The sequence below is a fragment of the Mycobacterium sp. E3339 genome (genome assembly GCF_001666915.1).
Classification (GTDB): domain Bacteria; phylum Actinomycetota; class Actinomycetes; order Mycobacteriales; family Mycobacteriaceae; genus Mycobacterium.
Genome location: NZ_LZIZ01000164.1, coordinates 1 through 14,381 on the forward strand (window position 1 = coordinate 1; position 14,381 = coordinate 14,381).

Below are 14,381 nucleotides of genomic sequence, written 5' to 3' on the forward strand. Positions count from 1 at the left end.
GCAACTACCGCGGCGGCGGTGGAGTCGGGGCCCCGCCCGGTGGCGGCGGCGGTGCGGGCGGTTTCCGCGGTCGCCCCGGCGGCGGTGGCGGCGGTCGCCGTCGCGGCGGGCGCGGCGGTCGCCTCGCCGTTACCGATGGCCTTGTCGAGCGCCTGGTCGAGCGATTTGTCCGGGCCCTTGGCGGGCGCCTTGGCCGCCTTGGCCGCGGTCTTCTCCGGGGCGGCCTTGCCGCCGCCGAAGGATTCGCGCAGCCGGCGAGCGACGGGGGCCTCCACCGTCGACGATGCGGATTTTACGAATTCGCCCTGTTCATTCAGTCGGGCGAGGACTTCCTTGCTGGTGACACCGAGTTCCTTAGCCAACTCGTGTACGCGGGCCTTACCTGCCACTACATCTCCTGTCTATGAGGCGACAGTCGTGGGGCCGCGCCTCGGTTTAGCTATGACACATGGTCATCGGGACTTCACGGTGTGCTCATGTTCTTTGCTGCCTCTTCTGTTGGCGCCGAGAGGATCGGGTGCGCCTAGTGACTCTAGGTGCTCGACCACCGCGGACACGTCCGGGGAACCGGCGATGCGCAGCGCTCTGGTGAAAGCCCGCCGCCGAATCGCCTGTTGCACGCACTGCGGATCGGGGTGCAGCCACGCACCCCGCCCCGGCAGGCTACTCCTGGTGTCGACGATCACGGCATATCCGCCGTTCCCGTCCGACACAGCCGCTACGCGAAGCAGTTCGACGGCCAACCCTCGCTTCCGGCACCCGACGCACGTGCGGACTGGTCCGTCCACACATTTGTGCGCCCTGGTTTCGGGTGCCGAAGGTTCACGCTGGATCACGGCTCAGTCTAGCGTCACTTACCCGATGGTCAGAACCGCCCGAGGCTGCGGGCCGCTCTCCCCCGCGACGCGGCCGTCCGGTCGGGTTGCCGCGCTAGCGGTCGTGCGCCACCGGATGGGTGGCGCCGCGCTCGGGGTGGGCCTGTGAATGCGCGTCGGATGCACCCGGCGTATCGCCGCGGATGTCGATGCGCCACCCGGTGAGCCGGGCCGCCAAACGCGCGTTCTGGCCCTCCTTGCCGATGGCCAGGGAAAGCTGGAAATCGGGCACCACCACGCGGGCGGCCCGGGCGTTCTGGTCGATGATCGACACGGACACCACCTTGGCCGGCGACAACGCGTTGGCGACGAAGCGGGACGGGTCTTCGTCGTAGTCGATGATGTCGATCTTCTCCCCCGAGAGCTCGCTCATCACGTTGCGGACCCGCTGGCCCATCGGGCCGATGCAGGCCCCTTTCGCGTTCAGGCCGGAGACGTTGGATTTCACCGCGATCTTGGAGCGATGGCCGGCCTCGCGGGCCACCGCCACGATCTCGACCGAACCGTCGGCGATCTCGGGGACCTCCAGGGAGAACAACTTGCGTACCAGGTTGGGGTGCGTCCGCGACAGCGTGATCAGCGGCTCGCGCGATCCGCGGGTCACCCCGATCACGTAGCAACGCACCCGGTTGCCGTGCTCGTAGCTTTCGCCGGGCACCTGTTCGGCGGCCGGGATGACGCCCTCGGACGCCTTAGTCTCGGTGCCCATCCGGACCACGACCAGCCCGCGGGCGTTGGCGCGGCTGTCGCGCTGGATGACGCCCGCGACGATCTCGCCCTCGCGGGTCGAGAACTCGCCGTAGGTGCGCTCGTTTTCGGCGTCCCGAAACCGCTGCAGCATGACCTGACGCGCGGTGGTCGCGGCGATGCGGCCGAAACCCTCGGGGGTGTCGTCCCATTCGCTGATCACGTTGCCGTCGTCGTCGGTCTCGCGGGCGACGACGCGCACCACACCGGTCTTGCGGTCGATCTCGATGCGCGCGTCGTTCTGGTGGCCCTCGGTGTGCCGGTAGGCGGTGAGCAGCGCCGATTTGATCGTCTCGAGCAGCTCGTTGACCGAGATGCCCCGATCCACCTCGATGGCGTGCAGCGCGGCCATGTCGATATTCATCAGCGCCGCTCCTCCGTCCTGTCGGCCCGGCCCGCCAGCTCCAACTCCGCTTGGGCCGGCGGCGAAAACTCCACCTGGACAACGGCTTTGGCGATGTCGGCGAGCGGAATCTCGCGCACCGTGTAGTCGCGGCCCTGGCGAACCACGAGCGTGACGGCGTGGTCGCGGGTCTCCCCGACCCGGCCGGTCAGGCGGGAACCGTCCGCCAGGTCGACGTCCACCTTGCGGCCATGGGCGCGGCGAAAGTGCTTTTCGCTGGTCAGCGGGCGTTCCACGCCCGGGGAACTCACCTCGAGCACGTAGCGGTCCCGGATGCCGTCGAGGCCGTCCAGCAAAGTCGACGCGGAGCGTGACAGGTCCGCGATGGTGTCCAGGTCAAGGGCTTTGTCACCGTCGGCGACGACCATGATCCGCGGCGGGCGCGTGCGGGCGTCGATGACCACGTCTTCGATCTCATATCCCGCGCGCGCGAACTCTCCACCGAGTAGCTCGATCACCTGCGTCTGCGAAGGTAGCCCGGTGGTCACGGCGAGCTCCTCATCTTGAGTTGTCCGGTCAGCTGGAGGGCGTCGCCGCCCCGCTGGCTTGCGGGCGGCTCCAGTGTCCCGGCGGAACGCGAGGGCTGCCGTTCCGCGAGAGCCAGCTATCAACGATACGCCAGGATTCGCGTCTGACGGCCGGATCGCGTCCTGGCTTCGTACCCACCGCCGCACCGATGGCAGGATGTGTTTGTGTCTAGCGCAGTTCCCGTCGTCAACCGGCGGGGTGTGCTCGCCGGCGGCGCGGCTCTGGCTGCGCTCGGGGTGGTCACCTCCGCCTGCGGCGAGTCCCCGCCCAAGCCCCCGGCCGTCGAAGAGTTGCTGGGCCCGTTGGATCAGGCCCGCAAGGACAGCGCGCTGGCCGGCGCCGCCGCGGCGGCCGTCGGCAATCCGCCGCAGATCGCCGCCGCGCTGACGGTGGTCGCTAGCCAGCGCGCCGCGCACGCCCGCGCCCTGTCCACGGAGATCTCGCGGGCCGCCGGCAAGATCACCAGCTCGTCGACCAGCGAGACCGCCACCCCGAGCCCGAGCGCCGCCGAACCGGCGGGCCCGCCGCCGCCCCCGCCGCCGGTGTCCGACGTGATCAACGCGTTGCGCGCCTCGGCGGACAGCGCCAGCCGCCTGGTGGCGGGCGAATCCGGCTACCGTGCGGGGCTGCTCGCGTCGATCATCGCGTCGTGCACGGCGTCGTACACGGTCGCCCTGGTGCCCGGGGGCCCGTCGATATGAGCTCCGGCAAGGACGCCGACAACGCGGCGTTGTGCGACGCGCTGGCCATCGAACACTCGACGATCTACGGCTACGGCATGGTCTCGGCACTGTCGCCGCCCAGCGTGAACGGCATGGTGGTGGAGGCCCTGTTGCAGCACCGCCAGCGCCGCGACGACGTGATCGCGATGCTGACCGCCCGCAAGGTCAACGCCCCGGTCGCCGCCCCCGGCTACCAGCTGCCGATGCTGATCGGCAGCGCCGCGGACGCGGCGCGCCTGGCCGCCCGGATGGAGAACGACTGCGCGTCGGCCTGGCGGGTGGTGATCGAGCACGCCGAGACGGCCGACGACCGCGCGTTCGCCGCGACGGCGCTGACGCAGAGCGCCGTGATGGCCGCCCGCTGGAACCGCGTGCTGGGCGCCTGGCCCATCACGACGAGCTTCCCGGGCGGAAACGACTAGCGCCGCAAGGGGTTTGGAGCGCTACCCGGTCAGCGCGGCCGCGACGTCGGCGGCCAGCGACGGCCCGGTGGCCAGCTCACGCGTCTCGCCGCTGAAGCGGTCGCGCAGCTCGACCACGCCGTTGCCCCAGCCGCGGCCCACCACCAGGATCCAGGGCACGCCCAGCAACTCGGCGTCCTTGAACTTGACCCCCGGCGAGGCCTGCCGGTCGTCGAGCAGCACCTCGACGCCCAGCCCGTCCAGGTCGGCGGCCAGCGCGGTCGCCCCGGTGCGGGCGTCCGCGTCCTTATTGGCGATCACCAGGTGCACGTCGAACGGCGCGACCGACGCCGGCCAGCGCAGGCCCAGCTCGTCGTGGTGCTGCTCGGCGATGACGGCCACCATGCGCGACACCCCGAGCCCGTAGGAGCCCATGGTCAGCCGCACCGGCTTGCCGTCCTCACCGAGCACGTCGGCGGTGAAGGCGTCGGTGTATTTGCGGCCGAGCTGGAAGATGTGCGCGACCTCGATGCCCCGCGCCGACACCAGCGGGCCGGCGCCGTCGGGCGACGGATCGCCGTCGCGCACCTCGGCGGCCTCGATGGTGCCGTCGGCGGTGAAATCCCGGCCGGCCACCAGGCCGACGACGTGGCGGCCCTTCTCGTCCGCCCCGGTGATCCAGCTGGTGCCGTCCACCACCCGCGGGTCGACGAGATAGCGAACACCGTTGTCGCGCAACGCCTTAGGACCGATATAACCCTTCACCAGGAACGGGTACTTGGCGAAGTCGGCGTCGTCGAGCAACGCGTACTCGGCCGGATCCAGCGCCGCGCCCAGCCTCTTGTCGTCGACCTCGCGGTCGCCGGGCAGCCCGATGCCCAGCAGCTCCGGATCCCCGCCGGGCTGGCGCACCTTGAGCAGGACGTTCTTCAGGGTGTCGGCGGCGGTGACGGTGCGGCCGAGGTCGGCCGTGTTGGCCCACTCGACCAGCGTGGCGATGGTCGGGGTGTCGCCGGTGTCGTGGACCACGGCCTCGGGCAGCCCCTCGATGGGCCGGGCCTCCGGGCGGGCGGTGACGACGGCCTCGACGTTGGCCGCATACCCGGACTCCAGGCAACGCACGAAAGTGTCTTCACCGACCGGACTTTCGGCCAAAAACTCCTCGGAGGCGCTGCCACCCATCGCCCCCGACACCGCGGAGACGATCACGTAGCGCACCTGGAGCCGATTGAAGATGCGCTGATACGCCTCCCGGTGCGCGTGGTAGGCGGCCTTGAGCCCGGCGTCGTCGATGTCGAAGGAGTAGGAGTCCTTCATCACGAACTCGCGCACCCGCAGGATGCCCGCCCGGGGCCGCGCCTCGTCGCGGTACTTGTTCTGGATCTGATAGAGCAGCACCGGAAAGTCTTTGTAGGAGCTGTATTCGCCTTTGACGGTCAGGGTGAACAGTTCCTCGTGCGTCGGCCCCAGCAGGTAGTCGTTGCCGCGACGGTCCTTGACCCGGAACACGCCGTCGCCGTATTCGGTCCACCGGTTCGTGGTCTCGTAGGGCGCGCGGGGCAGCAGGGCGGGGAACAGGATCTCCTGCCCGCCGATGGCGTTCATCTCCTCGCGGACGATGCTTTCGATCCTGCGCAGCACCCGCAGGCCGAGCGGCAGCCAGCTGTACAACCCGGGTGCGACGGGCCGGACGTAACCGGCCCGGATCAGCAGTTTGTGGCTGGGCACTTCCGCGTCGGCAGGGTCGTCGCGCAATGTGCGCAAGAACAACTCGGACATCCGGGTGATCACAGCGGGCCAGCCTAGCGGTGATCGCAAGCGCGACGGTGGGGGTACCGCCCGCTTGCGGGGGACCGGGCGCTGGGGGTACCCCCGCGGAGCCGGGCGCTGGGGGTACCTCCCGCTTGCGGGGGACGGGTCACCGCCTTCGGCCTAACGTGGCGGGTTCCTGCGACGAGCGTCACGCCAGCGCAACGCTGGCATGCCGACGCCACTCTGGCGTGACGGTCGGCGGCCGAGACCTACAGCTCGCCGGCGTCGATCGCTTCCTTGACCTCTTGCGCGTGGGCCACCTGCTCCGGCGTGTAGCCGATCAACAGGGCCGCACCGCCGACGATGACGGCCACGCCGGCCACCCACAACAGGCCGTAGGTATAGCCCTGATCGAGCGCGTGCAACTGGAGGTCGTTCATGATCTTCACCGGGCCGGTCGTGCCGCCCAGGTACAGCGTGCGCGACGTGATCACGGCCTGGATGACGGCCAGCACCAGCGGTCCGCCGAGGCTCTGCAGCATCAACGCGATCGCCGACACCGGCCCGATCTGATCGAAACCCACCCCCGCGATGGCCGACAGCGTCAGCGGGACGACGCAGATGCCGATGCCGATACCGCCGACGATGATCGGCAACACCAGGTTGGGGAAATAGGGCACGCCGCGGTGCATGAAGGCCCAGCCGTAAAGCATCGCCCAGAACAGCAGGACGCCACCGCCGATGGTCAGCACCCGCGGCGAGAACCGCGACACCAGCTGGGAGGAGACGCCCAGGCCGATCCCCATCGCGATGACGAACGGAATGAAGCCGACGCCCGCGCGCAGCGCGCTGTAGCCCAGGATGTCCTGCACGTACAGGCCGATGCAGACGGTCAGGCTGAACATCAGCCCGCCGGCCAGGAAGATCGCGGCGAAGGTGACCAGCCGGTTGCGGTCGCGGAAGAGACTGAATGGGACGACGGGGTTTTCGGCCGTGCGCTCCACGATGACGAAGGCCAGCGCGGCGGCCAGCGCGACGACACCCGAGGCGATGGTGGTGATCGACACCCAGCCCTTCTCCGGCCCCATCGAGAAGGCGTAGACGGCGGCGGTGCACGCCAGGGTGGCGAGCATGGCGCCGGTGGCGTCGAGCTTCATCCGCTCGCGGTTGGTCTCGCGCAGCGCGGTGCGGGCCAGGTAGATCATCACCAGCCCGATCGGCACGTTCACCAGGAAGGCCAGCCGCCAGGACACCTCGGTCAGCGCTCCGCCGACCACCAGGCCCATCACCGAACCGATGGCCGTCATCGCGGCGAACACCGCCGTCGCGAAGTTACGGGCCGGGCCCTTGGGGAACGTGGTCGCCACCAGCGCCAAGCCCGTCGGCGAGGCGATGGCCGACCCGACGCCCTGGGAGAGCCGCGCGATGACCATCGTGGCCTCGTCCCAGGCGACCGCGCACAGCACCGAGGAAATGGTGAACAGCGCGACGCCGACGATGAAGGTGCGCTTGCGTCCGATGGTGTCGCCCAGCCGGCCGCCCAACAGCATCAGGCCGCCGAACGTGAGCACATACGCGGTGATCACCCAGCTGCGGCCGGCGTCCGAGAGGCTCAGCTCGTTCTGGATCCTCGGCAGCGCCACGATGGCGACGGTGCTGTCCATGGTCGCCAGCAACTGCATACCGCCGATGGCGATCACGGCCGCGATGAAGCGACGCGAAGGCAGCCAGGCCGGGTAGTACTTGCTGAGGCGCGTGGAGGCGGTCTCCGCCGGGCGCTCGGCGCGCACCGGGGCCGGACGATCGGGGCGCGCTGACGCGAATTTCCGCACCGCGCGCTCACTGTCGTTGAGGGCCGTCATAAAGGGTTACCTTACAGTAATCTTAAGATCCGTTTAAAGCCCGAAGGCCGCCACCGGACCGATCACGATGATCGCGGGAGGTCGGATGCCCTCGGCGCGGATCTTTTCGGGCGTGTCGGCGAGGGTGGCCCGCAAAGTCTGCTGTTCGGCCGTCGTGCCGTGCTGGACCACCAACACCGGCGTATCCGCAGGTCGACCGCCTTTTATCAGCGCGTCGGCGAAAAGCTCGATGCGTTCGACGGCCATCAGCAAAACGATGGTGCCCGACAATGCGGCCAGCGCATTCCAATTCACTAACGATTCGGGGTGATCGGGCGCCAGATGACCGCTGACCACGACGAATTCGTGATTTATCGCCCGATGCGTCACCGGAACGCCCGCCAGGGCGGGCACTCCTATGGCACTTGTCACACCCGGAACCACGATCACCGGGATCCCGGCGTCCACGCACGCCTGCACTTCCTCGTAGCCGCGGGCGAAGACGAACGGGTCCCCACCCTTGAGCCGGACGACGAACTTTCCGGACCGGGCCCGCTCGATCATGACGTCGTTGATCGCGTCCTGGGCCATCGCCCGCCCGTAGGGGATCTTGGCCGCGTCGATCACCTCCACGTGCGGCGGCAGCTCGGCCAGCAGCTCCGGCGGCGCGAGCCGGTCGGCGACCACGACGTCGGCGTGGGCCAGCAGGCGCCGCCCGCGCACGGTGATCAGTTCGGGGTCGCCGGGGCCGCCGCCGACGAGCGCCACCCCGCCGCGCACGACGTCGGAGCTCACCGCGCTGTCCACGGTGATGACCCCGGTCTGCAACGCCTCCCGGATGGCCGAGCGGATTGCCGCGGAGCGGCGGTGCTCGCCGCCGGCCAACACCCCCACCGATAACCCCTCATAACGGAAGGACGCCGGGGTCACCGCGGTCCCCTCCACGGCGATGTCGGCGCGGACGCAGAACAGGTGGCGGCGTTCGGCCTCGGCGACGACGGCCGCGTTCACTTCCGGGTCGTTGGTGGCGGCGATCGCGTACCAGGCCCCGTCGAGGTCACCGTCGCGGTATTCGCGCAGGGACAACGTGATTCCGGTCATCGCATCGACCGACCTGGTGGCGCTGCGGGAGATGACGTGGACGTCCGCGCCGCTGGCGATCAGCAGGGGCAGCCGGCGTTGGGCGACCGAGCCGCCGCCGACCACGACGACCTTCTTGCCGGCCAGCCGCAGTCCGACGAGGTAGGCGTTCTCGGTCACCGGGCAAGCCTAGTGGCGATCGCGAGCGCGGCGGGCGGCGGCGTGCGCGACGAACCGCGCGACCGCTTCCGGCGCGGCCGCCGGGTGGGTGTGCAGATACGACGCGTGCACGCCGGCGTGCACCACGCCGTCGCGCACGGCATCCACCCCGGCACCCCGATACACCCACGCGGGCTGGTAGCTGTCGGTGAAAGTGACTGCGGTGCGGTGGAATTCGTGCCCCATCGCGCGCTGTCCGGCGCGATACAATGGCGAATCGGCGACGGCCACGGCGTCGCGATAGGCCAGCGTCAGGTGCGGCGTGAACCGCGCCGACCCGGCCAGCACGCCGCACATCGGGTAGCCGTCGAGTTCGGTGGCCAGGTAGATGAGGCCGGCGCATTCGGCGTGAATGGGCGCGCCGGCGGCGGCCAGCTCGTTGATCTGCCGGCGCACAAGGTCGTTGGCCGAGAGCTCCGCGGTGAACTGTTCCGGGAAGCCACCGGGCAGCAGCACCGCGTCCGTGCCGTCCGGCAACGGGTCGGCCAGCGGGTCGAATTCGACCACCTCGGCGCCCGCGGCCTCGAGCAACTCGGCATGCTCGGCGTAGCCGAAGCTGAACGCCTTTCCCGCCGCCATCGCCACGGTGGCCCGCGCGCCGGGAGCCCCGCCCGCCGCCGTCGCCGGGTCCCACGCCGGGCCGGCGCGGCTCGCGGCCACCGCCGCCACGGCCGCCAGGTCGACGTGGCGCGCCACCAGGTCGGTCATCGCCGCGACCGCGAGCCGCGCCCGCCGCCCGTACTCCACCGCGGTCACCAGGCCCAAATACCTTGTCGGGAGCTCCAATTCGGCGGTGCGCGGAATGGCGCCCAGCACCGGGACGCCCGCCTGCTCGCAGGCCTGCCGCAGCACCTGCTCGTGCCGGGCCGAGCCGACGCGGTTGAGGATCACGCCGCGGACCCGCGTCCCGGCATCGAACGTCGAAAAGCCGTGCAGCAGTGCGGCGATGCTGTGGCTCTGACCGCGCGCGTCGACCACCAGGATGACCGGCGCGCCCAAGAGGCCGGCCACGTGTGCGGTGGACCCGTCCGCCGGGCCGGCGACGGCGGGACCGATCCGCCCGTCGAAGAGGCCCATCACGCCTTCGATCACCGCGATGTCCGCGCCGTCGGCGCCGTGCGCGTACAGCGGGCCGACGAGGCTCTCGCCGACCAGCACCGGGTCCAGGTTGCGGCCGGGACGCCCGGCGGCCAGGCCGTGATAACCGGGGTCGATGAAATCCGGGCCGACCTTGAACGGCGCTACGGCATGACCGGCGCGCCGCAGGGCACCGATCAAACCCGTTGCGACGGTGGTCTTTCCGCTGCCAGATGCCGGCGCGGCGACGACCACCGCGGGGACGCTCACCACTCGATGCCCTTCTGCCCCTTGCGGCCCGCGTCCATCGGGTGCTTGATCTTCGTCATCTCGGTCACCAAGTCAGCCGCCTCGATCAACCGCTGCGGGGCATCACGCCCGGTGATGACCACGTGCTGGTGGCCGGGCCGCGCCAGCAGCACGTCCACCACCTCGTCGACGTCCACCCATCCCCACTTCAGCGGGTAGGTGAACTCGTCGAGCACGTAGAAGTCGTGGCGCTGCTCGGCCAGCCGGCGCGAGATCTCGGCCCACCCGTCGGCGGCCGCCGCCGCGTGGTCGAGTTCGCTGCCCGCCTTGCGCGACCAGGACCACCCCGCGCCCATCTTGTGCCATTCGACGGGCCCACCGATCCGGTGCTCGTCGTGCACGCGGCCGAGTTGCGCGAAGGCCGACTCCTCACCCACCTTCCACTTGGCGCTCTTGACGAACTGGAAGACGGCGACGGAAAGCCCGACGTTCCACGCCCGCAACGCCATTCCGAAGGCGGCCGTCGATTTCCCCTTGCCGGGGCCGGTGTGCACCGCCAGCACCGGGGTGTTGCGCCGGGCCTTGGTGCTCAACCCGTCGTCGGGCAGCTGAAGGGGGCGGCCTTGTGGCATCAGCGAATACCTTCCTCAGGCCGCGCCGCGCACCGCGCGCGTCAGGGAGTCCGCGTGCAGCTGCTCGAGCCGCACCGCCGGCGCGCCCAGCCGGCGGGCCAGCTTCTCGGCCAAACCCAGCCGCACATAGGACGTCTCGCAGTCCACGACCACCGCGGCGGTGCCTTCGGACACCAGCCGCGCCGCCGCGATGTTGCTGCGGCGCAACGGGTCCGGCCCCGCGGTGGCTCGGCCGTCGGTCAGCACCACCACCAGGGCGCGCCTTGCCCGGTCGCGGGCCTTCTCGCGGACGATCAGCTCACGCGCGGCCAACAGCCCTTCGGCCAGTGGGGTCTTGCCGCCGGTGTCGAATCGGGCCAGTCGCCGCCCGGCGATGTGCGCCGACGACGTCGGCGGCAGCAGCAACCGCGCCTCCTGCTGGCGGAACGTGATAACGGCGACCTTGTCGCGGCGCTGGTACGCGTCGCGCAGCAGTGACAACGTCGCGCCGCTCACCGCGGCCATGCGGTCGCGCGCCGCCATCGACCCCGACGCGTCCACGACGAAGATGACCAGGTTGCCCTCGCGACCCTCACGGATCGCGCGGCGCACGTCGTCCGGCCCCGGCCGCAGCGGCCCGGCGCCGGCGCGCTCGGCCGCCGAGAGCACGGTGGCGAACAGGTGCAGCCCGTGCGCGCCGGAACCCGTGTCGTCGCCGTCGGCGGCCGCGATCACGCGGCCGGTCGCGTTGCGGGCCCGCGACCGCCGCCCGGGCGCACCCGCGCCGACCCCGGGCACCGTCAGGGCCCGGGCGCGGAAGGTCCGCGACGGCGGCGCGCTGGGGCGCGGCGGCTGCGGCTTGGACGCCGGTCGCGAATCACCTTGCGGCGCAATGTCCTCGGCGGCCCCTCCCCCGCCCGGCGGATCGGGCTCGGGATCCGGATCGTCGTCGCCGGCTTGCGCCAGCGCCTCGTCGAGCTGATCACGGTCGATGCCCGGGTCGTCGAACGGGTCGCGGCGGCGCCGATGCGGCAACGCCAGCTCGGCGGCCACCCGGACGTCCTGCTCTTCGACGGACTTCACCCCGCGCCAGGCGGCATGCGCGGCGGCGGTGCGGGCCACCACCAGATCGGCCCGCATGCCGTCCACGTCGAACGCCGCGCAGACCGCGGCGATGCGCCGTAACTCGTTGTCGGGCAACGCCACGTCGGCGACCAGGGCCCGCGCGTCGGCGATGCGCCGGGCCAACGCCGCCTCGGCGTCGGCGTACCGCTCGGCGAACCCGTCCGGGTCGGCCTCGTAGGCCATCCGCTGCCGGATCACCTCCACCCGCACGTCGACATCGCGCGACGCGTGCACGTCGACGGTCAGACCGAACCGGTCCAGCAGCTGCGGACGCAGCTCGCCCTCCTCCGGATTCATGGTGCCGATCAGCACGAAGCGCGCCTCATGCGAATGGGAGATGCCGTCGCGTTCGATGTGCACGCGGCCCATGGCCGCGGCGTCGAGCAGCACGTCCACCAGATGGTCGTGCAGCAGGTTGACCTCGTCGACGTAGAGCACGCCGCCGTGCGCGCGGGCCAGCAGCCCCGGCGAGAACGCGTGCTCGCCGTCGCGCAGCACCCGCTGCAGGTCCAGCGAACCGATCACCCGGTCTTCGGTTGCGCCGAGCGGCATCTCGACCAGGCCGGCGCCCTCGCCGCCGGTGGCCGCCGAGAGCAGCGCCGCCAGGCCGCGCACCGCCGTCGACTTGGCCGTGCCCTTCTCGCCGCGGATGAGCGCGCCGCCGATCTCCGGGCGCACCGCGCACAACAGCAGCGCCAGGCGCAGCTGGTCGTGCCCGACGATCGCGCTGAACGGGTAGGGCTTCACGGCAGCTCCGTCAGGCCGGAGCCGGGGCGTGAAGGCTTGAGCATCGGCACGTGCGGAATCCCGTCGTCGACGAAATCCTCCCCGGCGCGGACGAACCCGTGCTGGGCGTACATGTCGGCCAGGTAGGTTTGCGCGTCGATCCGGCACGGGTAGTCGCCCACCTCGGCCAGGGCGGCGCGCAGCAGCCGCGTGGTGTGTCCCTGCCCGCGCGCGCTGCGCTTGGTGCACAACCGGCCGATCCGGAACGCCTTCTGGCCGCCGGCGTGCTCCTCCATCAACCGCAGCGTGCAGATCACCTCGCCGTCGGGCGTCTCCAGCCAGAAGTGCCGCGTCTCGGCGAGCAGGTCACGCCCGTCCAGCTCCGGGTACGGGCAGGCCTGCTCCACCACGAACACCTCAACCCGTAGCTTGAGCAGCTCGTAAAGGGTCCGGGCGCCAAGGTCTTTGGCCCAAGACCGACGCAACGCCTCACTCATGACCGAACCCCCGAATCGGACTTCAACCGCAACACCTCGGTGCCCCAGGACCACACCTCGTCGTACAGCGCCGGTTCGCGGGACAGCTCGACCCCCAGCGACGGCACCATCTCCTTGAGCGCGGGCAGCCAGGACGGGTAGCGGCCGGCGAAGCAGCGCGCAAGCACCTCGAGCATGGCCGCCACCGCCGTCGACGCCCCCGGGGAGCCCCCCAGCAGCCCGGCGATGGTGCCATCGGCATCCGCCAGCACGGTGGTGCTGAAGTCCAGCACGCCCCCCTTGCGGCGGTCCCGCCGAATCACCTGCACGCGTTGACCGGCCACGGTCAACTCCCAATCCGAATCGGTTGCGCTGGGCGCGAATTCGCGCAGCGCGTCGATCCGATCCGGTTCGGACAGCCGCAGCTGGCCGATCAGGTACCTCACCAGTGTCAGCTGGGTGAGGCCGACACCGAGCATGGACACCGCGTTGTCCGGTTTCACCGAGCGGGCCAGGTCCGAAAGGCGGCCGTGTTTCAAGAACTTCGGTGACCAACCGGCGAAGGGCCCGAACACCAGCCACGACTTGCCGTTGACGAACCGGAGGTCGAGGTGCAGCGCGCCGAGCGGCGGGGCGCCCGCCGCCGGCACCCCGTACACCTTGGCCCGGTGCGCGGCGGTGAGCGCCGGGTTGTCGGTCCGCAGGAACCGGCCGCCGATGGGGAATCCGGCGAAGCCCCTGACCTCCTTGATGCCCGACTTCTGCAACAGCGGCAGCGCGTCGCCGCCGGCCCCGACGAAGACGAATTTGGCTTCCAGCCGGTGCTTTTCGCCGGTGCGGCGATTGCGGAGCTGCAGGGTCCAGCCGCCGTCCGGCCGGCGGGTCAGATCGCGGACCTCGTGGCCGAACAGCGCGGTCGCGCCGCCCTGCACGCAGAAGCCGACGAGCTGGCGGGCCAGCGCGCCGAAGTCGACGTCGGTGCCGTGGGGCGCCCAGTTGAGCGCGGTCGGTTCGGTGAAGTCGCGCTTGGCGGCCATGAACGGCAGCCGGCGGGCGAACTCTTGCGGGTCGTCGACGAATTCGGTGCCGGCGAAGAGCGGGTTGGCCGCGAGGGCCCGCTGCCGGCGCCGCAGAAAGTCGACGCCCCGCGCGCCGCGCACGAAACTCACGTGCGGGATCGGGTTGAGGAAGTTGGTGTCGGTCAGGATCCCGTTCTCGACGGCGTAGGCCCAGAACTGCCGGCTCACCTGGAACTGCTCGTTGATGCGCACCGCTTTGGTGATGTCGATAGAGCCGTCCGGGTTTTGCGGGGTGTAGTTGAGCTCGCACAGCGCGGAGTGCCCGGTGCCGGCGTTGTTCCAGGGGCTGCTGCTTTCGGCGGCGACCGCGTCCAGCCGTTCGACGATCGTCATCGACCAGTCGGGCTGCAGCCGCCGCAGCAACGCGCCCAGGGTAGCGCTCATGATGCCCGCGCCCACCAGCACGACGTCCGTCCGTGCGGTTCGGGCTAGCGACGACACCTGCTCCCGGTCCTTTCCTCGACTGTGCC

Annotated in this window: 14 protein-coding genes; 2 read left to right on the forward strand and 12 right to left on the reverse strand. The window is 70.8% G+C overall.

Annotation, left to right across the window (positions count from 1 at the left end):
- The 4 genes from A5702_RS14630 to rimP all read right to left on the reverse strand — a co-directional run.
- The coding region (locus A5702_RS14630) for a translation initiation factor IF-2 N-terminal domain-containing protein (RefSeq protein WP_197506566.1) at positions 1-389 on the reverse strand (389 nt) is incomplete at its 3' end.
- Positions 390-452: 63 nt separating this feature from the next.
- A complete protein-coding gene (locus tag A5702_RS25740) occupies positions 453-836 on the reverse strand; it encodes a YlxR family protein (protein WP_197506567.1) in 384 nt (127 codons plus the stop codon).
- A 94-nt stretch (positions 837-930) separates the two neighbouring features.
- The gene (gene nusA, locus A5702_RS14635; protein ID WP_055400383.1) at positions 931-1,986 is read right to left on the reverse strand and encodes a transcription termination factor NusA; all 1,056 of its coding nucleotides are present in this window, start codon (positions 1,984-1,986) and stop codon (positions 931-933) included.
- Entirely contained in the window at positions 1,986-2,513 is a 528-nt protein-coding gene (rimP, locus tag A5702_RS14640; RefSeq protein WP_055400386.1) for a ribosome maturation factor RimP, read from the reverse strand. The genes nusA and rimP overlap by 1 nt, the downstream gene beginning before the upstream one ends.
- A gap of 204 nt (positions 2,514-2,717) precedes the next feature.
- Here rimP and A5702_RS14645 point away from each other — a divergent pair, with 204 nt between their 5' ends.
- On the forward strand, positions 2,718-3,254 hold the full coding sequence (locus A5702_RS14645) for a hypothetical protein (protein ID WP_055400461.1): 537 nt from the start codon (positions 2,718-2,720) through the stop codon (positions 3,252-3,254).
- A complete protein-coding gene (locus A5702_RS14650; RefSeq protein WP_055400388.1) occupies positions 3,251-3,697 on the forward strand; it encodes a ferritin-like domain-containing protein in 447 nt (148 codons plus the stop codon). Before A5702_RS14645 ends, A5702_RS14650 begins: the two co-directional genes overlap by 4 nt.
- A 21-nt stretch (positions 3,698-3,718) precedes the next feature.
- Here the strand turns inward: A5702_RS14650 and A5702_RS14655 are convergent, their stop codons facing one another.
- The 8 genes from A5702_RS14655 to mqo form a co-directional block, all read right to left on the reverse strand.
- Entirely contained in the window at positions 3,719-5,467 is a 1,749-nt protein-coding gene (locus A5702_RS14655) for a proline--tRNA ligase (RefSeq protein WP_068221568.1), read from the reverse strand.
- 230 nt (positions 5,468-5,697) lie between these two features.
- Complete coding sequence (locus tag A5702_RS14660) at positions 5,698-7,290, reverse strand: MFS transporter (protein ID WP_055400394.1); 1,593 nt, start codon at positions 7,288-7,290, stop codon at positions 5,698-5,700.
- A 33-nt stretch (positions 7,291-7,323) separates the two neighbouring features.
- The gene (cobA, locus tag A5702_RS14665; protein WP_068221570.1) at positions 7,324-8,529 is read right to left on the reverse strand and encodes a uroporphyrinogen-III C-methyltransferase; all 1,206 of its coding nucleotides are present in this window, start codon (positions 8,527-8,529) and stop codon (positions 7,324-7,326) included.
- 9 nt (positions 8,530-8,538) lie between these two features.
- A complete protein-coding gene (locus A5702_RS14670; protein ID WP_197506568.1) occupies positions 8,539-9,915 on the reverse strand; it encodes a cobyrinate a,c-diamide synthase in 1,377 nt (458 codons plus the stop codon).
- Entirely contained in the window at positions 9,912-10,526 is a 615-nt protein-coding gene (cobO, locus tag A5702_RS14675; protein ID WP_068221572.1) for a cob(I)yrinic acid a,c-diamide adenosyltransferase, read from the reverse strand. The genes A5702_RS14670 and cobO overlap by 4 nt, the downstream gene beginning before the upstream one ends.
- A 15-nt stretch (positions 10,527-10,541) precedes the next feature.
- Positions 10,542-12,377 (reverse strand): magnesium chelatase subunit D family protein, encoded by a 1,836-nt coding sequence (locus A5702_RS14680; protein ID WP_068221574.1) that lies wholly within the window; start codon positions 12,375-12,377, stop codon positions 10,542-10,544.
- The gene (locus A5702_RS14685; protein WP_055400404.1) at positions 12,374-12,853 is read right to left on the reverse strand and encodes a GNAT family N-acetyltransferase; all 480 of its coding nucleotides are present in this window, start codon (positions 12,851-12,853) and stop codon (positions 12,374-12,376) included. Before A5702_RS14685 ends, A5702_RS14680 begins: the two co-directional genes overlap by 4 nt.
- Positions 12,850-14,352, reverse strand: a complete 1,503-nt coding sequence (gene mqo, locus A5702_RS14690) for a malate dehydrogenase (quinone) (RefSeq protein WP_082956073.1) — start codon at positions 14,350-14,352, stop codon at positions 12,850-12,852. The genes A5702_RS14685 and mqo overlap by 4 nt, the downstream gene beginning before the upstream one ends.
- Positions 14,353-14,381 lie beyond the last annotated feature (29 nt).

Excerpts from the sequence above, each read along its gene's own strand:
- A5702_RS14660 (WP_055400394.1), bottom strand. The coding sequence starts at position 7,290 with ATGACGGCCCTCAACGACAGTGAGCGCGCGGTGCGGAAATTCGCGTCA.
- A5702_RS14685 (WP_055400404.1), bottom strand. The coding sequence starts at position 12,853 with ATGAGTGAGGCGTTGCGTCGGTCTTGGGCCAAAGACCTTGGCGCCCGG.
- cobO (WP_068221572.1), bottom strand. The coding sequence starts at position 10,526 with ATGCCACAAGGCCGCCCCCTTCAGCTGCCCGACGACGGGTTGAGCACC.
- A5702_RS14650 (WP_055400388.1), top strand. The coding sequence starts at position 3,251 with ATGAGCTCCGGCAAGGACGCCGACAACGCGGCGTTGTGCGACGCGCTG.
- nusA (WP_055400383.1), bottom strand. The coding sequence starts at position 1,986 with ATGAATATCGACATGGCCGCGCTGCACGCCATCGAGGTGGATCGGGGC.